This window comes from Actinotalea solisilvae (assembly GCF_016464425.1).
In the GTDB taxonomy this organism is placed as follows: domain Bacteria; phylum Actinomycetota; class Actinomycetes; order Actinomycetales; family Cellulomonadaceae; genus Actinotalea; species Actinotalea solisilvae.
Window position 1 is genome coordinate 55176 of sequence record NZ_JADDKQ010000019.1, and the last position, 20276, is coordinate 75451.

General features: G+C 69.2%; 15 protein-coding genes. 5 read left to right on the forward strand and 10 right to left on the reverse strand.

All coding sequences use genetic code 11. The features are described from left to right. Window positions 1-416: 416 nt before the first annotated feature. Window positions 417-2615 carry a DUF262 domain-containing protein gene (locus tag JIG38_RS14785; RefSeq protein ID WP_199424588.1) on the reverse strand — a complete coding sequence of 733 codons (2199 nt, stop codon included), beginning with the start codon at window positions 2613-2615 and terminating at the stop codon, window positions 417-419. Window positions 2616-3275: 660 nt separating this feature from the next. Next, a complete protein-coding gene (locus JIG38_RS14790; protein WP_199424589.1) occupies window positions 3276-3908 on the reverse strand; it encodes a hypothetical protein in 633 nt (210 codons plus the stop codon). 373 nt (window positions 3909-4281) lie between these two features. Here JIG38_RS14790 and JIG38_RS14795 point away from each other — a divergent pair, with 373 nt between their 5' ends. Then, window positions 4282-4584 (forward strand): hypothetical protein, encoded by a 303-nt coding sequence (locus tag JIG38_RS14795; RefSeq protein WP_199424590.1) that lies wholly within the window; start codon window positions 4282-4284, stop codon window positions 4582-4584. 143 nt (window positions 4585-4727) lie between these two features. On the opposite strand, the gene JIG38_RS14800 is transcribed toward JIG38_RS14795, so the two are convergent. Both JIG38_RS14800 and JIG38_RS14805 read right to left on the reverse strand, forming a co-directional pair. Beyond that, the gene (locus JIG38_RS14800) at window positions 4728-5504 is read right to left on the reverse strand and encodes a hypothetical protein (RefSeq protein ID WP_199424591.1); all 777 of its coding nucleotides are present in this window, start codon (window positions 5502-5504) and stop codon (window positions 4728-4730) included. After that, complete coding sequence (locus JIG38_RS14805) at window positions 5501-6484, reverse strand: hypothetical protein (RefSeq protein WP_199424592.1); 984 nt, start codon at window positions 6482-6484, stop codon at window positions 5501-5503. Before JIG38_RS14805 ends, JIG38_RS14800 begins: the two co-directional genes overlap by 4 nt. A gap of 323 nt (window positions 6485-6807) precedes the next feature. Here JIG38_RS14805 and JIG38_RS14810 point away from each other — a divergent pair, with 323 nt between their 5' ends. After that, window positions 6808-7671, forward strand: coding sequence for an IS5 family transposase (locus JIG38_RS14810; protein ID WP_199424593.1), 864 nt, complete (start codon window positions 6808-6810; stop codon window positions 7669-7671). A 110-nt stretch (window positions 7672-7781) separates the two neighbouring features. Here the strand turns inward: JIG38_RS14810 and JIG38_RS14815 are convergent, their stop codons facing one another. Next, window positions 7782-8246 (reverse strand): DUF4265 domain-containing protein, encoded by a 465-nt coding sequence (locus JIG38_RS14815; RefSeq protein WP_199424594.1) that lies wholly within the window; start codon window positions 8244-8246, stop codon window positions 7782-7784. Between the two features lie 154 nt (window positions 8247-8400). After that, a complete protein-coding gene (locus tag JIG38_RS14820) occupies window positions 8401-8952 on the reverse strand; it encodes a hypothetical protein (protein WP_199424595.1) in 552 nt (183 codons plus the stop codon). Between the two features lie 468 nt (window positions 8953-9420). Between JIG38_RS14820 and JIG38_RS14825 the strand changes: the two genes are divergently transcribed. Both JIG38_RS14825 and JIG38_RS14830 read left to right on the forward strand, forming a co-directional pair. Next, window positions 9421-10773 (forward strand): hypothetical protein, encoded by a 1353-nt coding sequence (locus JIG38_RS14825; protein ID WP_199424596.1) that lies wholly within the window; start codon window positions 9421-9423, stop codon window positions 10771-10773. 272 nt (window positions 10774-11045) lie between these two features. Next, window positions 11046-11363 (forward strand): hypothetical protein, encoded by a 318-nt coding sequence (locus JIG38_RS14830; protein ID WP_199424597.1) that lies wholly within the window; start codon window positions 11046-11048, stop codon window positions 11361-11363. Window positions 11364-11701: 338 nt separating this feature from the next. Here JIG38_RS14830 and JIG38_RS14835 read toward each other — a convergent pair whose 3' ends face one another. Next, on the reverse strand, window positions 11702-12541 hold the full coding sequence (locus tag JIG38_RS14835; RefSeq protein WP_199424598.1) for a hypothetical protein: 840 nt from the start codon (window positions 12539-12541) through the stop codon (window positions 11702-11704). 505 nt (window positions 12542-13046) lie between these two features. Here JIG38_RS14835 and JIG38_RS14840 point away from each other — a divergent pair. After that, complete coding sequence (locus JIG38_RS14840; RefSeq protein WP_199424599.1) at window positions 13047-13349, forward strand: hypothetical protein; 303 nt, start codon at window positions 13047-13049, stop codon at window positions 13347-13349. A 236-nt stretch (window positions 13350-13585) separates the two neighbouring features. On the opposite strand, the gene JIG38_RS14845 is transcribed toward JIG38_RS14840, so the two are convergent. The 3 genes from JIG38_RS14845 to JIG38_RS14855 form a co-directional block, all read right to left on the reverse strand. Then, the gene (locus JIG38_RS14845) at window positions 13586-14209 is read right to left on the reverse strand and encodes a hypothetical protein (protein ID WP_199424600.1); all 624 of its coding nucleotides are present in this window, start codon (window positions 14207-14209) and stop codon (window positions 13586-13588) included. Between the two features lie 2120 nt (window positions 14210-16329). Then, window positions 16330-18741, reverse strand: a complete 2412-nt coding sequence (locus JIG38_RS14850) for a Helicase associated domain protein (RefSeq protein ID WP_199424601.1) — start codon at window positions 18739-18741, stop codon at window positions 16330-16332. 564 nt (window positions 18742-19305) lie between these two features. Continuing rightward, entirely contained in the window at window positions 19306-20202 is an 897-nt protein-coding gene (locus tag JIG38_RS14855; RefSeq protein ID WP_199424602.1) for a DUF6011 domain-containing protein, read from the reverse strand. Window positions 20203-20276 lie beyond the last annotated feature (74 nt).

Consider the following 20276-nt stretch of genomic DNA (forward strand, 5'->3'; position numbering starts at 1 on the left):
CAAGGGGCGACGCTGTGAGGGCTTGCGCAGCCTCAGTCGACTTCGTCAGCCGGCGGCGGCGCGTGCTCGCTGGCCAGGAAGGAGGGCTACGTAGTGAGGTCGGGTGCACCTCCTTGCATGAACGACGAAGGCCCGGACCATCAGGTCCGGGCCTTCGTCACTATGTAGCGGGGGGATCATCGACACCTGCGACCGTCGTCAGCGACAACGCGCATCACCGCAGGTCAAGCGTTCGTGCATGGACATGTGCACACCCTTCGAAGCCATCATGCTTCGATCGAACCACGGGGCCAGGACAACAATGTGATCGCACGTCCGGGCCGATTTCGATCCGCACGGGCGCCGCCAGACCTCCTCGCGGACGCGGTTCGCCGACAACGTTAGCGCACCCAGCGAGGGGCTCCGCTCGCGACTGGTCACCGGAGCGCGATCCGAAGGTAGTTGCCACGCTCCTCCCCGAGCCCCGCTGCCGCCCATTTCGAGACCTGCCCAGACTGATCGCTCCGCAGGTCGACGTTGGTGCGATTGAGGTAAGCGCTGCCACCGATGCACTTGACGACGACCCCCCAGCCCGGCCACGGAGAGTCGGCGTCGGCCACCCGCATCCCGACGGTATCGAGGGCTGTGACCAAAGGCGCGACCGAGCCGACCGGCTGTCCCGGAACCGGTGCGCCAGCCCCGGTCGCAATGGACTCCGCCGCGACCGCCAGGGGCTGGTTCGACGCCGGCGCGGCGCTGGCACGCGCCGTTCCCCCGAGGGCAACGGGCCCCGGCCAGACACGGGTGGCGACGTCGGCGAGTAAGACTCCTCGTGCGTCGATCTCAGACTCGGTCCAGTCGTCCACTGTGGCGACGCCCTTGTTGATAACGAGCGCGGCCTGCTTCGCGAACTCCGGCCGCTTCGCCGACCACCCCAAGTTCGACACGTCCAGGTTGAACGCCTGGGTGACGAGTGTCAGATTGCCCAAGCGGTCGAGAGCCTGACGACGCTCCAACACCCGTTGCACGGACGCAGCGTCTCTGGCGTGAGGATCGACGGGAGCGCCGTCCAAGCCGATCAGCGGCCAGTGCGTCATCCAGCTGCGCGGCATCACGTGTTCGATCTGGAGGCCACCGAAGCTGATCGCCGCGGGTGGTTCATGCGGGTCGTCGCTGCGGAGCTGGTCGTCGATCGCGCGAAACAGCGCGCGGATGCGGTATTGCGCGACGGCGTTGTAGAAGGGCCGCGTCCGAAACGCCTCACGTACCTCATCGTCGGAGGGCCAGGCAAGCGCGCCGTCCTGGAGCGCGTCGACCACCGCATCCGCGACGTTCGTGCCCGTGTCGGTGGCGTTCTTCGCCGCGCGCAGGACGCGAGCCAAGTGTGTGCCGTATCCACGAGTCTGCCATCCCACGTATGAGCGGCGCATTGCCCACGACTCGACGGCGCGGACAGCGCGCACCTCATCATCGAGGCTGATCACTTCCGGCGCTGCGATGCGTAGCCAGGCAAGGAGAGGCACTGCCGTCGTGATCTCGAATTCGTTGAGCCTGTCGTACGACGCGCGCAGGCGCGGATCGACGGCCTCTGCGCCGTAGATGGTGCGGTACGCCTTGGCATAGTCGCTCAGCTCGCGCAGTACCTGCTCCGTGTCAGGAGCGGCTGGCCCGTTGAGGTACTCCCGCGTCTCGCGGTACAGGTGGCTCACGTTCGCCTCCTCGCCCGAGACACCCGTGAGCCACACCGACAGAAGGACGTCGCGTCGCGCGCGAGCCGCATGGCCCCGGCCAACGACGTCCTTCCACCAGTCGTCGTCGAAGCCCGCCCAGTAGGTTTCGTAGAGCCGGTCGACGTCTTCGTCGGCAAGCTCACCGCGGAGGAAGAGCAGGTTCTTCACGAGGTCGATCGCCGCGAGCGGCGTCTGCCGTCCGTTGAGCACCTCGAAGATCACCTGCGCGTCGTCGTTGTCCTCGAGGTCGATGACAACGAGCTTGAACAGGCTCGACAGGGCGTCAGCGAGAGCCTGGAGGCGCTCGGAGTTCAGCTCGCTTGCGTCGCTGCGCGCGCTCTCGCGCACAGCCTCGGCGAAGTAGCGCCGTGCTTGGAGGTACAGGTGGTCCTTGCTCCCGGCGTAGGCCGGGACCACATCTGCCATCGCGGTGGGCCACACCTCGCGGTCCCGTCGCCGCGGCCACAGCTTGTGTACCTCCTCTGGCGAGTCCACGACGTCGTCGGGGTTGAAAAGCATGCGACGGACGGACTTGCGCCTGTCCGACCCGGTCTCTTGGAGGACGTCCAGCAGACCTCGAACCAGAAGTTGGATCGTTGTCAGCCTCTGTTGCCCGTCGATGACGGAGCGCAGCGCGACGCCGCCAGTGGCGAACGGGAGACTCGCGCACACGATCGCCCCCAGGAAATGGGGCGTAACGTTCTGCTCCTTGTTTTTCAAGACGACAGCGTTATCAACTTGACCCGCGCGCGCATCGACCAGCTTGTCCGCCGTGCTTTCCAGGTCCTCGAACAGGAGCCTCCACTGACCGTCGAGCGTCCATTCGTAGTCGCGCTGAAACGTCGGGATGATGTATCGGCGCTCAGGCTTGAGGATCTCCTGCAACGGGTAGGTCTTGGCGTCCACGGGGCTCCTTCGCATCTGCGGCGATGCTCATGATGCCAGCGGCACGCCCGACGGCGTCCGCGGCATGAACGAGCCCGGAGCCGAGCAGTGTCGCCGGCCTCGAAAAGTGCGCCTCATTGCACGGACGACGAAGGCCCGGACCGTGTGGCCCGGGCCTTCCTCACTGTGGAGCGGGGGGATCACCGACATCTGCGACCGCGCACTTCCCTGTCGTCTATCACCGCAGGTCAGTGGCTCGTGCATGGGCTCTGCAACCCGCTTCCGTCGTGTCCACGAATCGTCGCACACGGCCGGGACACGACCTGATCGCCCGGCCTCACGCAGTCTTCGATGTCAGCGGCAGGGCGGACGTTCACACGCGCCCGATCCGCAACACATGAGCGTGAGGTGCTGATGCCCCGAGGCGAACGTTTCGCAGGCGATCGTCGGGTTCCGTGGGCTCGCGCCCGCCCTCGGACATCCCGCCATCGGGGCTGGCGGGCAACGGTTGCTGCGCGACTGACGTGGCTGCCGGCGCGGCTACGCCAGCAACTCGGCTGGCTGGTCCGGCTGGAGCGCCACCCGGAGCGTCGGCGTGACCATCCCGAGCGGCCGCTACTACTGATCGGGGAGCACCACGGCCCGCCACCTCGATGAGGTGCCGGGCCGTGGCTGTTGGGCTCAGTTCTCGATCACGATGATGTCCCATGCGGCCGGGTTGGACTTGGTATCGATCCAGGCCTGGGCGGCGGCCACGGCGGACTCGCGGTCCGGACGGTCCATGGGCAGGTCCGCGTCGAAGTGCGGGGTCCCGATGAAGTACGACCAGACCGGCGTGTAGTCGCTCTCGAGCGTGTACCCGAACAGTCGGTGGATGACGACGAGTTTCTTGCCGGTCGCGTCCTCCTGCTGGTCCATGTAGCGGGCGAAGGTCTGGGCGAGCTGGCTGAGCTGCTCGTTGCTGTTGGGGTCCGTGAGCTCGGCGACCTCCGCGTCGTAGGCCGCCACGGCCGCCTTGCGCACCGCGTCGGGCAGCGGCTGGTCCTCGGCCACCGCGACGAAGGTCCCGTCGAGCATCGGGTACGAGGTGAAGTCCTTCGGCAGCGCCTCCGGCTCCTCAGGCAGAACCTGCCCGGGTGTGACGTCCGCGACCGGGGCCGTGGCGGAGGCCGTCGGCTGCGACGTGGGCGCCGCGGCGGGAGGTGACGTGACGTCACCGTCGCCGGACGTCCCCGAGTAGACGGCGAACGCGCCGCCGGCAATGAGTGCAGTGGCGATGGGAACTGCGACCATGATCTTGCGGCTGGTCCTCACAGAACCCACCTCCATCTTTGCGTTGGTCGAGTCCGCCGTTCGCGGACCGGGGTCGACCACGCACACCGTGACCGGCGACCGGCGACCGGCGACCGGCCGGAAGCAATGAGACTTGCGGACTGCATCGGCAGCGGACGCGTCCTCTTGACGCAGTGCCGGCCCGGGCGTTTGTCACACGCGCGCAGCCCCCGCTCCCGGTGATATCAGTGGGGGCTCACCTGGGTCGGGCCTATCGCTGCCCTATCGTCTTACGACGATCAACGCGATCTCGCTGGCCGATCTGACCACCCCGCTGTGCTTCGTGCTCGTTGGCGCCGGTGTCACCTCGTTCCTCGCGAAGCGCCCGACGCTCCGCGGTCGCAAGACCGCGACCATGGTCGCCGCACTGGTGGCGCTGTGGACGCTGGAGAGCGCCTGGGGTCTGGGCTCGCCGGTCAATCCGGCGACCACGACCGTCTCGTACACCGCCTCGGCGATCGCGCTGAGCGTGGAGGTGCTGCTCGTCTTCAAGGACTTCGGCTACCTCACCCTGGGCGAGGACCTGCCCGCGCGTGCGCGGGCTGAGCGACTCGCGGCTCGCAAGGCTGCCGAGTGGGACACGGCCCGACGGGCCGAGCGAGAGCGCCGCCGGCGCAACACCGCAGCGCGCAGGGCCGTCCTGGCCTTCCACCGCTGACCTCCACCCCGTCGTGGGGCGATCTGCCGATACCCGGCTCCCTTGTGGGGTGCGGGGCATCGCCGTCGCCTCTGTCCCGGGCCTCGTGCGCCGGGGGCGCGCAGGAGCACGACGGCGCGTGGAGCCCGAGAGTGGGGCCGGCGCTACGCGTCCGGGACGACGCGCAACGCCAGCGCGCGGACGCGTTCCTGGTCGGCGCGGCGGGCGCTGGCTCGGGTGGGGCCGGTGGCGTTGGGCGCCGCGAAGAACTCCCGAAGGATCTGGGCGGCCTCACGCGAGCCGGACGTCGTCGGCCACGACGTGGCGGTGTGCGACGCGGCGTGCGCCGCTTCCAGCAGCCGCCACACGTCAACCGCGTCGCGGTCGGCGAACCGGTCCCGGTAGGCGTAGGCCTTGAGCACCAGCGCTGCGCGCACGTCGGGAACCGCGACGCTCATCTTCAGGTGCGTTCCGTCGGTCAGTTCCGCGGCCACGTCCACGGTAGTCGCCGGGAGCATCAGGGCGGTGTGGATCCCGGGGAACGCATCGGCTGCGATCGGGCCGGCCGCCACCTCCCGCCTCCCCGACCAGGACACAGTCAGGACCTCGACCGTGATCGGCGGGTCGTCGCGGCCCTTGGTGAACTCGTTGCCCAGCAGGTCACCGTCGCGGCGGACGGGGCCGTAGCCGCGGCCAGCCAGGGCGTCGGCCAGGCCGGTGTCGGCGCACACGTCGCGCGGTACGGCCATGTCGGCGTCGGAGGTCTCTCGGGATGGGACGCGTGCCTCGACGCCGTGGTGGTGGGTCAGGAGGGTGACCGCCAGGCCGCCCACGAGCCGGTAGCCGATGCCGAGCTCGGCGGCTACCGCGGCGACGTCAGCGGCTGCGGTCCAGGCCTTGTCAGTAGCTCGGGACGGCGACACCAGCAGCAGCGCGCTCATCGCGTCAGTCGGTTCAGCAGCGCGTCGGCGGCCGCGGTGCTGCCCTGGTGGGCGAGGTCGACCCACACCCGCCATGGGGCGAGCAGCGGTGGGCTGTCGTCCGTGGTGCGCACCGCGTCCAGCAGGTGCGGGTCGTCGCTGACGGCGAGGGTGACGGTCGCAGACTCCGGTGCGGCGGGGGTCGCCGAGACGGCGGCGAGGTCAACGAGGGACGAGGTCCAGATCCATGCGCTGGCCGGTCGGGCCCACGGCGCCCAGGTGTCGGCTGCGACGTCGCCGCTGACGGCGTGCGGCACTCCGAGGATGTCCAGGTGCCTGGAGATGTACGCGGCGGCGTTCACCGGTGGGTCCAGGACGGTCCAGGTAGTCGCCAGGCGTGGTGTGGCCGGGTAGTTCGCGGCGAGCCAGGAAGCCAGCTCGCGGTGGTCGGCCGGTGCCCAACCGGCCGCGGTGCGGGTCACCAGCCCGTCGAGCTGGCTCAGCACCTGGGTGACGCGTACGCGCGACACGCCGGCGCGGTCGGCCAGGGCCTGCTGGGTGCCGGGGGTCTCAAGTAGCGCGAACGCGACCGCGTACGTGCCCCACGCCACCTGGCCCGGTCCTCGGGGCGCCGGGGCGCGCGCGGGTGGGGGCGGGCTCAGGCGGTGCACGCGGCCGGCGGCGTCGACGAGCACGCCATGCACGCCGCGGCCGCTGCCCGTCGCCAGCACGGAGATCCCGGCCTCTTCGGCGAGGCGGGCGACGTCGGGGGTGAAGCTGCTCGCGAACAGCAGCAGTCGCTTCCAAGGCGCTTGCTCGGCGGCGAGCTGAGCTACGGCCGCCGGGCGCAGCGGACGGCTGAAGGTCTTGACCTGGTAGACGGTCGTAGGCAGGTCCGGGCCGCGCAGGACCAGATCCCCGTGGGCGCCCTGTCCGGGGCTGTCGACGACGATGCCGTGCTCGGTGGCGAGCTCGCTCCACGCGTGTGCTGATGTCAGCATTATGCGCCTTCCCCGAGGAATGCTTACATCCTACGGGACCGCGCGCCCGGCGCGGCAGCGGTCGGTCACCGGGCCGAAGCGGGGTGTGTGCAGGGTCCTGAGCGGATGAGCAGTGAACCGCACAGCGGCGGCCTGTGGGCCGGAGGTCGTCGGCGACCGGGGCGTCGACGGGCCGCGTCGGGCGAGTTCACCCGAGTGCACGACGCCGAGCCGCAGGTTGATGCGAACGAGGCCCATGGCGTCGACGCGACGCTGGACCCTTACTGGCTGTGTCCCTACCGGGGGCGACTGCGTCGGCAGGTCAAGCGGGCACGGTCGTCGGCATGGCGTACGCGAGTGATCTCACCGACGAGCAGTGGATGCTGCTGCGGCCCGTGTTCAGTCCGCCCAGCAAGGCCGGTCGTAAGCACGGGGAGGGCCTGCGCACGGTGGTGGACGGGATGTTGTACATCGCGCACACGGGGTGTCAATGGCGCTTCTTGCCGGAGCGCTTCGGTCCGTGGACGCGCGTGTGGTCCCAGTTCCGCCGTTGGTCGGCCAACGGAACTTGGGCCCGTGCGCTGACCGTTCTGCACGCCGTGGCCCGCACGGCAGCGCGCCGGGGTGAACCGGCGCCGTCGATGGTCGTCATCGACACCCACCTCGCCCGTGGTGCGTCCAACGGCGGGCGCACCTTCCACGACCGGGGCGGGCCGTACGGGCGCACCAAGGGCGCCAAGCGGGTCGTCGCCGTCGATGTCACCGGCCTTCCGGTAGCGGCCCTGGTGGTCCCGGCCTCGACCCACGAGAACCACGCCTGCGACCTGGTCCTCCAGCACCTGACCGAACAGGGTGCCAGCGAACGACTCGAACTGGCGCTGGTGGACCGCGGAGTCACCGCGGCTGCCGCCGGCAGGCTCGGGCGCCGTCACGGTGTGGAAGTCCGCCGGGTCGGGTGGGAGGACAAGCAGCCGGTGTTCCGTCCCATCCGGCACGCCTGGCGGGTGGAGGTGGCCCACGCACGCCTGGGTCGCAGCCGACGCCTGGCGAAGTCGTTCGAGAACACCACGTCCTCCGCGACAGCCTGGCTACAGGTCGCCTGCATAGCCGACATCCTGCGCGCCCTGCCGAAGCTCACTGCGCGGCCAGCCGGCACCACGCCCGCTCCTGTCATCGGCTTGCGGGGCGGCGTCCTGTTGGTGGCATGACCGTGCGGCTCTCGGGGTCAATTGATGGTCGCACGCGCGGAGCCCGTCGCGGCAACCACCGACTCGGCCGACGCGGTCGACCATGCTGACCGATGTCTGCCCGGCGTATTTCACCACCAGTTGAGCGGCTGGTCGTCGTCGTCATAGACGTTGCCGTAAGACCACGCCGCGGTCGACAGGGACCCCCACTGCGCCATGGCCTCTTCGATCATCGCGAAGCCCAGCCCGACTGGAACGGTTGCGACCAGCCAGCGCCCGTCCGGGTGCGTCTCCACTGTGGCTCGAGGACCAAGCAGGCGCTTGAGTGCCTCCGCGTGCGGCAGCAGGCTCCCCGGGCCGGCGGCGTAGGAAACGACCGACACATTCCCGCCTCGCTCGGCGACGGTGTATCCGCCCGTGTCGTCCACCGAAAGCAGGTCGCCCGCTGCACATCCCTGCGCGAGCGCCGGCGTTCCCCGCAGTTGCCACAGGCCGTCCGGGCGCCGCTCCGCAGGAACCACCTCGTACGCGGGCTCCCCGTCCTGCCGAAACCCGGCAAGAAGTGCGAGGTGCTCAGTGATCTGTCCGTCGGCCACGACTCGAAGGTAGTTCCCCGCATCCGCACGAGAGGCTTGAGCGACAACAGGTCATCGGCGCGAACGCGGCTTTCGGCATGACCGGGCGGTTCGCTGTCCGTCCGTCGGCGTCGCCCCCACGGATGGCGGCGGCCCGGGATAGGAACACAGCCAGTTAGTGCGGGACGTCGCCGTGACGATACGTGTCGGACTCGACAGCGCCGAAGACGTCGCTCAGGTTGACCAGGAGCCCGCGGATTGGGGCGAGGTCGAGGGCCAGATGAAGGCTGGTTGTGTCGTGGGCGATCGGCGTCCACACGCCGTGGCGGGCGGCCTCGAGGTGTCGGGCCATGACGATGCGCCGAAGTGCGTGCTCCGGTGCGAGGAACATTCCGGTCGGGCGTGACCTGCCGACGGTGAGCGCGACCCAACGACGCGGGTCGGGGTTAGCGAGAGCGTCACCGAACGATCCTGGGAAGCTCCAAGCGTCGGTGGCGTCATGGTCTGGGTCGTCGGTGATGACGGTGACCGTGAAGTGGCGTCCCTTTGTGGTCTCGGCGTGCACTTGGCTGAGCTGGTCGGTTCGCCCAGCGGCTGCGTCGGAGTCCGCATCAGGTTGCGGTTGGCGAATGCGGGCGGCAGCGCAGCGCGGCTCCTGGAGGAGCGTGGCGGCGACCCAGGCGACGGCCGCCCGCGGCGCCGGAAGGGTCTTGGGGATGTCGGGCATGGGTGATCGTGGCGCTGACCACCGACATGCGAGGCTGGTTAGGCGTCTGAGCCGAGGAGCCGAACCACCGGGCTTGACGGAACGCTTGCGTAGCGCTCGGGGCGCCGCGGGTCGCTCGTGTCGAGATCTCGCTCGAGGCGGCGCCTCGGATCGGACTGCGCCGCGTGGGTGAACCGTCGGTTGGTGTAGGGGTGGCGCTGCTGATCGACGCTTGAGCGATGGGTACTGTCGTCGGCGCTGGAGGACCGCCACGCTCTCACCGGGCAACCGTTTGCAGGTTCATCGCGCCGGGGCTTCGGGCTCAGCCAGGGATGGTGTGCGGTGGGCGCGAGTCACCCGGAAGAGCTCATGGGTTTTCCGGGGTCGGGTAGGCGCTCGCTACGCCGATGATCCGACCCGCGGGCACCCGGTGAGGCCGTGGCGGTCTTCCTTTCAGTGACTTGTATCCGAGAACGCAGGGATGTAGCCGTGAGCAACCGTCAGCCTGTGGAGTCTGGTTCGGTCGCGGAGATGGTTCGCGAGTTGGCTGAACTGAGGGAGCGGCAGTTCGTTGAGGCATTCTCGGAGAACGTCGGCGATGAGCGCCGGATCGAGACACAGGCTTTCCGGTCCCCCGAATTGGCTGTTCGCTCGTTGACTGCGGCGAGGCAGCTTGTCGACAACGTCAACAGTGCTATTCGTGCGCGTGAGGGTGAGTCGAACAAGCAGTGGCAGCGCCGTGCGGAGGGGTTCCGCGCCGCCGTGGGGCGGGAGCGTCGTCTCCTTGAGGCGATCGTGGCTGGCCTTCGCGCTCAGGAGGGCGTGTTGCCCGCCGCTCCGAATCCGCGCGCGCGGGCGTTTCGGGAGTTGGCGCGTAACCACCCGGAGGAGTACGTGCGGCTCGTGCGCAAGCACCAGCGCGAGGTTGTCGAGGAGGCCCGGGCCAGGAAGGCGGAGCGGAGGCTCGCGCGCCAGGCAGCGGCGCACGTGGCTTCGGGTCGCGGCACGGCGATGGATGGGTCGCTCGCCTCGAGCGTCCCACCGTCACGAGACGAGGGCGTGGTAACGGTGACGTACGAGGCGCCCTTTGACCTCTTCGCGGAACCAACGCTCTTTGACGACGAGATCTCGACGGCGGCTTCTGGGGGTGTCGAGAGGAATTCGCCGAGGAGCGGAGGCGTCTCGGCTCACGACCGGACCAAGGTTGCCCTCGAGGGTGGTGCGGCTGTCGCAAGAGCGAGTCAGCCGTCTCGCGCAACTAAACAACGCCTCCCTCGGCTCTTGAAGGCCGAGATTGCGAGCGAAGCCAGGGCTGAAGTCCATCGGCTCCTTGACGGCGTGGTCGATGATCGGGCGCGGCTGGAGGTGAGCCGAGCAGTGGTCGATGAGGCGGAGTGCCTCATACCAGGGCTGCGCGACCGCCGCGATGCGTTGCTGGTCTCGCTGTCCGTTTTCGAGGAGGTACGCGGCGTCTCCCACGTTGCTGGTCTCGGTCGCACGCAGGTCGCGAAGATCAAGGGCGCCGCAATCGGTGGTGGCGTTCCGGTCATGGCCGGCACGAAGCAGGCGATTGATCATGACGCGCAGCGTGAGATGGCGCGCGAACGTGGCTTCGAACGCATTGAGGACTCGTTCGACTTACTCCCCGTGGTTGCGAGAGAGTTGACACGGCTGGAAGCTCGATCTGCGGCGGCCCGCGCGATGCGTGATGAGGCGGCGCTCGCTCTGGTCGATCGAGGCGCGCTGTCGCAGTCCGATGTAGCGGCGGCGATGGGTGTAACGGCGAGCCGCTTGTCTCACGTGACTCGGCGGCGAAGTGAGAGTGACGGCTCGGCGTTCTGACGAACGCGATCGATGATCGTCCGGCAGAGTCCGGTTTGGGTTGTCGCTTGTTGAGTTGGGCCGAAGCGGATGGCAGCGAGCGGGTGCACATGCCCTCTGGCTTCGGTGCCGGTCGAGCGGTCGGTGCGCGCTCGGGCGGATCGCGTCCACGTACGCATCTCTGGCGCGCTCGTGGCGTAGAGCTCGGGCGCGGCAGCGTCGGCCGTGCCTCTGCGGCACCACCGTGCGAGCACGGCGCTCACCATCATCCTCGGTCGGCCGATAGGAGTTTCGTGCCCAGGAACTCCGTCCCTGCCGTCGCGGCGGCGTGCACCGCTGTCCTTCTCATGCTCACGCTCGCCGGGTGCGACACGGGCAGCCCAGCCGCCGGGCCGCAGGAACCGGTCGCTACTCAGGTGGAGGGCACGGCCGCAGCACCCACCACCGAACAGGACGTGGCTGCAGAGCCGACCCCCACCCAGACCCTCGTCGCGAACGAGTTTTCCCAGGTCGTCGACGGCGTCCTGTACCAGGGCACGGAAAGGGCGCCTGTCCGCATCGGGACGGACATTCCGGGCCAGCCACCCGCCCCCCCTCTGATCGCGGTGTGATCTCGCAACCCACGTCGCCCACTTAGGCCCCGGTAGGGCGGTCCTCCCCATCCATTTCTGAGGCGTGTCGCTTGGACCCGGCGTACAGGGCGAAGGTCACGACCGACAAGAACCCGAACACGCCTCCGACCCAGTTGCCCACCGAGTCGCTGACGAGGAGGCTTAGGGCGATCTTGAGAACGAAGCCCACGATCCACAGACCGAGCGGCAACTTCCATGTAGTGACTCGGGGCACGCGTCCACACCTCGGCTCGTTCATCGGCTGGTGTGAGCGCACGCTACCGACGGCCGCGCGGGACTGCGCGCCCGGGCGTGCCGACCGACGACGCAAGGGAAGCTCAACGAAGGGAGGCGACGCGCCTTCCTGTCGCTGGGTCCGTGCCGCCGTCTCGGTTGGTGCGCTGGAGGACGGGCGCTCGGCCGTCGTTGAGCGACGCCTGCTCACGAAGGATGCGGTGGTAGGTACCGACGTCGTCCGCGTTGTTGATGTGGAGGCGGGCGAGCCCGAGCAGCGCGTTCGTGCGACGAGCGTTGCGCAGCGCGAAGGCACGCTGACCGAACAAGTCCCGCAACTTCGCCGCCGCCGCCTCGGCCGCAGCGGTGGAGTAGTGCGCTGGCAGCTCGTGACGAACCACAACCTGCCTGGAGATGAGGCGGTCGTTGGCGGCGACCCATGCGGCCGTCGCGTTCAGCGGCGCGCATGCCTCACGGAACTCCGCCCAGCCTTCGGGACGCCGGAACGCGGTGTCCAAGCGCCGGCCCCATCGACCGCCCAAGGCATGCGCCTTGTCGCGCTCGAGCGCCTGAAGCGCCCTCACACGCAAGTGGTGCTCGCAGGCGAACGGCACCGGCGCCCCGGCCGCCGGCCACGCCTGCTTCACGGCGGCCGCGATGGCCGAGTCGGCATCCGACACGACCGACAGCGGAGGGCCAGGCAGCCCCAGCCCGTTGAGCAGGTCCAAGTAGTCGCTGGTCCGCGCGGTGGCGCTGGCCCGGGCTCCCAGGAGCCGCCTTCGGCCGTCGGGGAGGTAGCCGTAGGCAAGCAGCACGGCGAACTCACGGCGGCGCGTCCCGGTGCGTCGGTTGGTCCACCAGAAGTCGGTGCTGTCCAGGACCAGCGTCTCGACCGGCTCCGGGATCCTGAGAGCGTCGATGACGACCGGCCCCCAGGCGTCCACCCACTCAGCAACAAGCTGGCCAGCTCCCTCACCAGCAAGCGGGTCACGTCCTGCGGCGACTCGCGCGCGTTGGGACGCTCGCGCGTAGCTCACACCCCGACCCACCGCCACGAGCGCTTCGGCGATGAGGTGAAGCCGATGGCCGTACATGCGCGAGACGACCGGGCCAGCATGCGCGGCGACCTCGGTGTCGCACGAGGTGCAGACGCCGCCCGTAGTCAGTTCACGCGGGAGGGTTGGGGTGAACCGATGGAACGTACCGGCGGGGCCGGTGCACCGGTAGCGCTGGCGGCCCGGAGGGCGGCCGTACCGCCCATCACGCACCACCGCGAACCCATGTTCGGGAGTGTGCTCAGGCCGCGGACACGGCGGCGCTCCGACCGTGAGAGGTCGAGACACAACCGGAGCGTGCCAGGAGCTCCGAACGGCGCAGTGGGACCTCCGACGCTTGCCACATCACACCGCAATCAGAGGGGGGGCACCCGCCGCCGAGGCGTCGTTCGTCGTGGAGAACTGGGAGCAGGTCGCCCGTGACGCCGACAAGTACATCGTCCTGCTGTCCCCGGGGTACTCCGATAATGTCGGCGGAACGGCCGGCGGACACCTGGTCGGCTGGTATTGGAAGGTCTTCGGGCTCAGCCGGCACGGGTCCGTGCGTGAGCTGGACAACTCCGGGTATCAGTCGGGAACGTACCTGCCGTCGCGGGAGGCGGTCCTCGCGGGCCCTTACACCGTCGACGGTCGTGTCCTGGACCGCGCGGAGTACATCCTGTGCCCGATCAACCCGGAGTACGACGGAATCCCGTAACCCTCGCCCGACGGCCGACCGCGCGCCCGATAACACTCGCATGGAGGGAGCGAGAACCGTCGCCGCCGAACGCGGCACCAAGACGGAGATGAGCGGTGATCGGCGGGCCCGCTGTCTGGGTGTCGATCGGACCGCCGGGCAAGGGCTCATCGCTTGGGGGCGGTGATGGGGTGGCCGCCGTGACTCGATAATCCGCGTTCTGCGTTCGTGCTTGTCGGGCCGTGTCGTGGTGTCGTTCAGCTCGTCAGGTCGACGAACTCGTAGATGCTCGGGTCCGGCTGGGCGTCGATGCGCGGCTGGAGCTTGTCGCGGACCTCCTGCGGGCTGGCCGGCTTGTTTAGCGGGCCGGTGCGCAGCTCGGCCGGGATGTACGCGCCGTAGTGCGTCGCCTTCAGGTCGTCGTCGTCCCAGTCGCCGTACGTGCCGGTCTGGAAGATGAAGATGACCTTCTTCCCGGCGGCCGCGGCGCGCGTGACGACGGCCTCCAGGACGGCCATCTGGGCGTCGACGGTTGCCCGGTCCGGTGGCGCCGCGGGACCGAGACCGCTGGCGCGGGCCTCGTCGATCACGACCTGCGGGACGGGTGCCTTCGGGTCGATGACGAGCTGGGTGCCGTCGTTCGTGACGTACACCCCCAGGCCAGCGGATTGCGCTGCAGTGACCTGCGCCGGTGTGGTGACGACCTCCCCGACGGTGGGGACGACCTGCTCGGGCTCTGCGGTCACGGTCGGCATCGGCTCGTCGACCACCGCCACGGGACTGGTGTCCGGGTCGGGCGGCTGCTCGGCCGTGGCCGTGCACCCGCTCAGGGCGGCTGCTGTGACGAGCGCGGCGAGCGCCGGGATGAGCGCACGTCTCATTAAATGACTCCGTACCTTCGTGGGCGCCCGCTGACCGCGGGCCTACATGCACCCCACCGTTCCGGGCCGAGGTCCTCCAACAAGGTCGGCGGACCGGCAGGCCATCTGTAGCGGCCGAACGGGCGACGCCCCCGCCTTCGGGACACGAGCGTCCTCGCTGTGGCCCGGGATCGTCGGGTCGGGGTCAGCGATTGTTCCGGACCTGCGGCTGCTGGCGTCGTACTCAGGCCCCCTCGAGCGCGCCGGGCGGCGGAACCTGACCTGACACGCTCGGGGGGCGCAGTAGGGGGTCGCGCCGACCGGCTTCGCCCCGGCTCCCCTTCGGGCCAGTCGGCAGCGAACGTGATCGATGATCGTCTGGCATGTGACGACGGGTGCTTCACCTCTGCCACGAACGGGCGAGAGTGTGACGACCGGCGGCGATCGGGAGTCTGCGATAGGCGATCGGAGATGCCTGGAGACGGTCCTGGCGCGCTGCGGTGGGCACTTCTGTGTTGGGTCGGCGATGTGTGCCGCGTCTGGGACGCCTTAGGCGGGGTCGATCCGCTCTTGCGTCGTCGTCCAGGTGATGTCGATCAGGGTGTCTGCGGCGCGGCCCGCGCGGGTCGGCTGTGAACTGGGACAGTGACGTGGGTTGCCTGGTGAGGTGGAGCCAGCGCGGCGTCGGGCGTCGCGATGGAGCGAAACGGGGGGCGCGATTGCCAACTCCGTCGAGTGGTACCGGAGGAGCGGGGGTCCGATGAGTGGCGAGCGTGACCATGACCGTGAGCGAGCGACATACGGCGATTGCGGGCCGTGGGTGGACCATCTGAGCGCGGTGTGGCAGGCGTGCTCAGGTGCGCACCTGGCGTTTGAGCCGCCGTTCGCTACGTCGCTTCAGGGTTCAGCATTGGGACGAGGTGAGGTGGGCGCGTCGGTGTGGTCACCGCTGATGCACCTCTTGATGTTCGGCTTGGGTTGGTCGCGCCCCGATCGTGGACTTGCGCGGTGGGACCGAGCGGGGCGTTCCGTCGATGACCCTGTACTGGCGGTCGTGCGGGGGTGGTGGGGGCCCCACCTGGATGACCTGATGGCTTTCCTGTCTGGGGCTTCGTTCGGCTGCGAACAGCTCGGTCGGCGGTTTGCGGAGGCTGCGGAGCCCGTGGGCATGCGCGCGTTCAATGCGGCGCCGCTACCCGATGCGTTTGAACGTGTGCGGGCTACCGAGCGGTGGCGTGAGAACTGGGGCGGCGGGTGGGACCCGATGCACCTGTCAGGTCACGTGCTGAGCCCGGTGGAGCAGGAGGGGCACCTCGTCGTGTCGGAGCTCGGGCGTGACATGGAGGGGGTGCCGCGGGCAACTGCGAGGGCCGCGTCCTACACAGGGTGGTACCGCGCGCTGATGCGCAGCAGCGTTCCGACCCGCGTCGGCGTCCACGACGTTCGGGTCGATGTGTTGTGCGCGCCGATCGGGTGGCTGGGTAGCTACCGTCGGTCAACGGTCACTGGGCTGTGGTTCCGGTGTAGCCACGCGACTCACATGCTTGGCAATTGACGAGAGTGCTTTCATCGCGGCGCTCGCGCCTGCTCGTGCGCGCGCCCACGGGCTTGGGCTGCGGATGGCTTGGGCGGCATCGCGCGCGGCGAATTGGCCGGCTGGTGGCGGCGCGGGCCCGTTGACTCGGCCTGTTGGTGTTCAGGCCTCGTTCTGCCGGGTTCGGGCGGCGCGCGCTTCGCGCTCGAGTGCGCGGTACATCCAGTCCACGGGACGGTTGCCCGCGTCAGCGCCGAGGCTGCCCGCTGCAGGATCTCACCTGCACGGATGGCGTGGCCGGAGTGAGCAGCGACCTGCTGCTCATAACGGTTCTATCTACTTGCGGGGGCGGTTGCGCTTGTCGTGCCCGTGGAAGCCGCACACGCTGCAGGTTCCTGCGTTGGGCGAGACGGAGCACGACCGCTTGTCGTGCCCTTCGCGGCCGCACCAGGAGCATGTACGGCTTCCGGCCATTGCTTCTCCCTGCTGAGGCGCGGGTTCACGGGTTCGTGTCGGAGGCTACCGGGTGACCGAGCGTGGCGGGATAGGCCAATGGGGTGCGGGGGTGACCGACGGGCGACGCCATCAGGCGCGGGTACGGCGAGGGTCACGTGACCTGCCGGGAGCGGCCTCTCGGTGCGATCCACTGCCATCCCGGGAGCGTCTGCAGTCTGTGCACTCGGTCGGGGTCGAGAGTGCCCGTGCGGAAGGCTTGCCGCTGCGCGACGACCCAAGCGCCGAGGGGGTGACCCTGTTCCCGGTGTGCGTAGGGGACGCGGGCGTGTCCTGCGCGGTCGGTGAAGGCCTGGAGTCGTGCGAAGTGTTCGTCCCATCGTGCAGCGAGGGGGTCCCAGGTCCAGCCGGGTAGAGCCTGAAGGCGTTCGATCCGGTCGGGTGGCACCTTGCCGGCTTTGTACTCGTAGCGGTGTCGTATCACCCAGCTCGCGAGTTGGAGGTGTGACTCGGTGTGGCCTGTGGGGACGCGGGCGTGGCCTTCGCGCGCGACGAAGGCGAGCAGTGCGGTGTAGTGCTGCTCCCAGCGGTCGGTGAGTGCGTTCCATGTCCAGCCGGGCAGCGCTTCGAGGCGTTGTCGGCGGTCGGCCGCGATGGTGCCGGCGGTGTGGCGGGCGCGCTGTTCTCCGACCCAGGCACCGAGGGGGTATTGGTTGATGACGTCGTCGCGGCGGACGGCTGCGGTGCCGGTTTCGGCGACTCGTTGAAGTAGTGCGCGGAAGCCGGCTTCCCAGGCGTCTTCCTGGTGGTGCCAGGTCCAACCGGGGATGGCTTCGAGTCGCGTGGCACGGTCTTTGGGGAGTTGGCCGTGCTTGTGGCGGTCTCGTTGCCGCTTGGCCCAGGAGTCGATGTCGATGCCGCTCTCACGGTGGTGGCGGGGAGGTCGGCAGTGGCCTTCACGGTCGGTGTAGGTGCGGAGTGCTTGGAGCGCCTTGTCCCATCGGGCTTTGGTCGGCGGGGCGCTGGTCCATCCTGGGACTGCTTCGAGGCGGGCGCTCTGCTCGTCTGTCATGGTTCGTCGGCCGCCTCGGCGCCGGTGTGATCTGACCCATGAACCCAGTGGGAACCCGTCCTCGTCCCAGTAGTGCGCGGGTACTTGGAGGTGCCCTTCGCGGTCTTGGAAGGCGAGCAGGCTCTTGAGGCCGGTTTCCCACTGGAGCTCGACTGCGTCCCATGTCCAGCCCGGCAAGGCTGCAAGGGCGGCGATGCGTTGCGGGGCCATGCGGCCGCGCCGGCGCTGTGCGCGTTTGGCACCGACCCACTTGCCGAGTGGGAAGCCGTCCTCGATGTGTTCCCAGGGCACGTTGGCGTGGCCTTCGCGCTCGGCGTAGTTGGTGAGGATCCGAAGTCCGTCTGTCCAGCGGGCTTGGCGGGTGAAGGTGGGCGGTCCGGGGAGGCGGATGGACTTGCCTGGCCGCTCGGCCCGCAGCCGCGCGAGTGCTTCTTCGGTGTGGCGCGGCTCGGGTTCTTCCAGGTAGGAGGTGATGGCGCGCTGGTCAAGGTGGATCCATGTGAGTTCGAGGAGTCGACGCAGGGTGGCGTCGGCTGTCTGCTTCACGGTTGCGTCCTTGGGGATCAGGACGTCGTGGCCCGTGACGGGCTGCAGTGGTGCTTCGCGGATGCGCAGGACGCGGTACCCGTGCGTTGCCAGGAGCCGGGTCTTGGTGGTGTCACGGGTGTGCGCGTCGGGCCCGTTGTGGTGGTGGCGTCCGTCGACCTCGATGACGATGCGTTCGCGGCGTAGGAGGAGGTCGACGTGTCGGATGACGCCGTCGATGACGACCTTGTCGTCGTCGAGCTCCAGCTCTGGGAGGAAGTCGGCGAGCTCGTAGGCGAGGCAGACCTCGCGCACGGAGCGCAGGTGCTTGATGCAGTGAGGGCAGCCGCTGCCGCGGACCCGGTTGGCGCCTGTGGCTTGCCAGACGTGCTCGGGTTGTTCGAGGCAGCGCCACCAGAGCTTCGCCCCGGTGCCTGCGACGACTTGGTCGGGCTGTAGCTCGTCGTTGGCTGTGGGGTGCCACTCGGCGGCGAGCTGAGGGTGACTGGCGACGGTGTTGGTGACGGAGGGACGTTTGCCGGCGCAATACGGGCATCCGCGGTTGCCCTTGGCGAGGCTCTGTTTGCCCAGTACGAGCGGTGAGGCCTGCCACTCGTGGTCCGGTCCGGCCGGGCACTTCCACCACGCGGGGTCGGGTGACCCGCCGAGCACCTGGTGCGGGCGTAGGTCTCCGTTCGCTGTCGGGTGCCACAGCGCAATGCCGTCGGGGTATCGGGCGGCGAAGCTGTTGGTGATGGACAGCCGCTGGCCGGCGCAGTAGGGGCAGCCCGTCCGCCCGATCGCGAGGGATCGGGCGATGGCGGCTGGCGGCGCGACCCATCGGTGGTCGTCCGCGACTGGGCAGCGCCATGCCTTGCGATGGCTGGAGCGGGCACCGGCGCCCGTTGGGTCGAGCTCACCGTTAGCTTTGGCGTCCCACAGGGCGAGCATGCGCTCGTCGTCCGCCACGGCTCGTGTCGGTGGTCGTCTCATTACATCCCCTGCTGTGTCGCCTCGCCGTCTTCGTCGGGACCGTACCGGCGAGGCCCGACAAGGCAGTCACCCTCTGACGTCGGTTGTGTCGAAGCACTGCTTGTCGCGCGAGGTTTCGTGATCGGTGATCGGTGATCGGTGATCGGTGATCGGTGATCGGATGTTGCCTTGGCTGTGCATGCCGGCGGTGCGGTGTGCTGTGCCGTGCTTCGTCCTGCGTGGTGGTGTTCGACCTCCGGCTTGGGTCGGGGGCGGTCTGGCTGCGAGGGAGGAGGTGTCAGGTCTGTCGCCGGGTGGAGCGTGGGCCCTTTGGGTTGGCGCTGAATGGACGTCCGCGCTACTCCGGACCGGTGATGGAGTCGGGCCGTTCTGCCCGCTGCCGGTTTCCACTGTGAGCACGTCGGTCTTGGTGTCGGGCGGGTGTGCTGTGCGCGCGTCGTGGACGTGGCTGCCGGTTCCGTGCCGCGTTGGCCACCCGTTGCCGGCTTCCCCGGGAGCCGGACGAGCGGAGACGCCGTCGTCCCCTGCGGCGGACTCGGGCTATGCCGGGCCGAGCAGTGCGGCGGCGATGAGTGCTGGCACACAGAGTGTGGCGAGCACGCGGTACTGGTCGCAGAGTTGAGCTGCGCCGTGTCGAGGGTCGGTGGACCACTTGCGGGTGGCGGCGATGTGATGTGCGTGGTGGCCTCGCCAGGCGGTGAGGGCAACGTCGTACTGCGCCTGGAGTTCGTCACGGGTGGCGACATCGAGTTCCCACAGGCCCACGGCTCGAGCGTGCTTCTGTCGTGCCATCCTCACGGCGGCCGCGTGGGCAATTACGGCGGTGGCGAGGTTCGCTTGGTGTTCTTGAGTCAGGCGCTCGACCTCTGCCTCCCATTCGAGGTGCTGTGGATTGGGTGGACCGCTGGGGTAGTAGATGCGTGTTCGTCGGTAGCAGTCGGGGCCGACGCCGCGGTAGGCGCTGGTGGCGTCGTAGAGCGGCCTGCCGCAGTTGTTGCAGTGGGTCCAGTGTCCGGGGAGCGACTCGGGCGGCTCGGGCGGCAGTGTCAGCGGCACGTCAGGTTTCGGCGGTAAGTGGAGCGCGGGTGGCTTGAGGCCGCACGGTCGTGAGGGCTTCGCGGTCTCGATTGGTGGCGGACCGACCGCTGTCCGCAGAGCGTTGCTCTTCCGTTTCAAGATCACGGCCTGGGCGATGAAGAGCGCGCCGACCGGGAGGAGGAGTGCCAACCGCGGCGTTTGGTTGGGGGCCAAGGGCGAGACGACGAATGCTGCGATCGCGACGGAGCAGACCAGATGGATGTGAGCGGCGGCCTTCGCGGCGAGTGACTGTCTGCGGGGCGAGCCCAATCCGCTCTGGTCAGCGAACTGTGGCGGGTCGGTTGAGGTCGCGAGCTGTGGTGCCGTGTCGACGTCGTCGTGAACGTGAGGCTGAGGCACACCTCGTCTTGGCGGGGCAGCGGGCGCAGTTGGTCTGGCTGCTGCGACGGTCTTGGCTCGAGGCGACCGGGGCG

Coding starts and splice junctions, on each gene's coding strand:
- JIG38_RS14795 (WP_199424590.1), top strand. CDS start 4,282: ATGGTCGCCGCACTGGTGGCGCTGTGGACGCTGGAGAGCGCCTGGGGT.
- JIG38_RS14800 (WP_199424591.1), bottom strand. CDS start 5,504: ATGAGCGCGCTGCTGCTGGTGTCGCCGTCCCGAGCTACTGACAAGGCC.
- JIG38_RS14805 (WP_199424592.1), bottom strand. CDS start 6,484: ATGCTGACATCAGCACACGCGTGGAGCGAGCTCGCCACCGAGCACGGC.
- JIG38_RS14810 (WP_199424593.1), top strand. CDS start 6,808: ATGGCGTACGCGAGTGATCTCACCGACGAGCAGTGGATGCTGCTGCGG.
- JIG38_RS14820 (WP_199424595.1), bottom strand. CDS start 8,952: ATGCCCGACATCCCCAAGACCCTTCCGGCGCCGCGGGCGGCCGTCGCC.
- JIG38_RS14845 (WP_199424600.1), bottom strand. CDS start 14,209: ATGAGACGTGCGCTCATCCCGGCGCTCGCCGCGCTCGTCACAGCAGCC.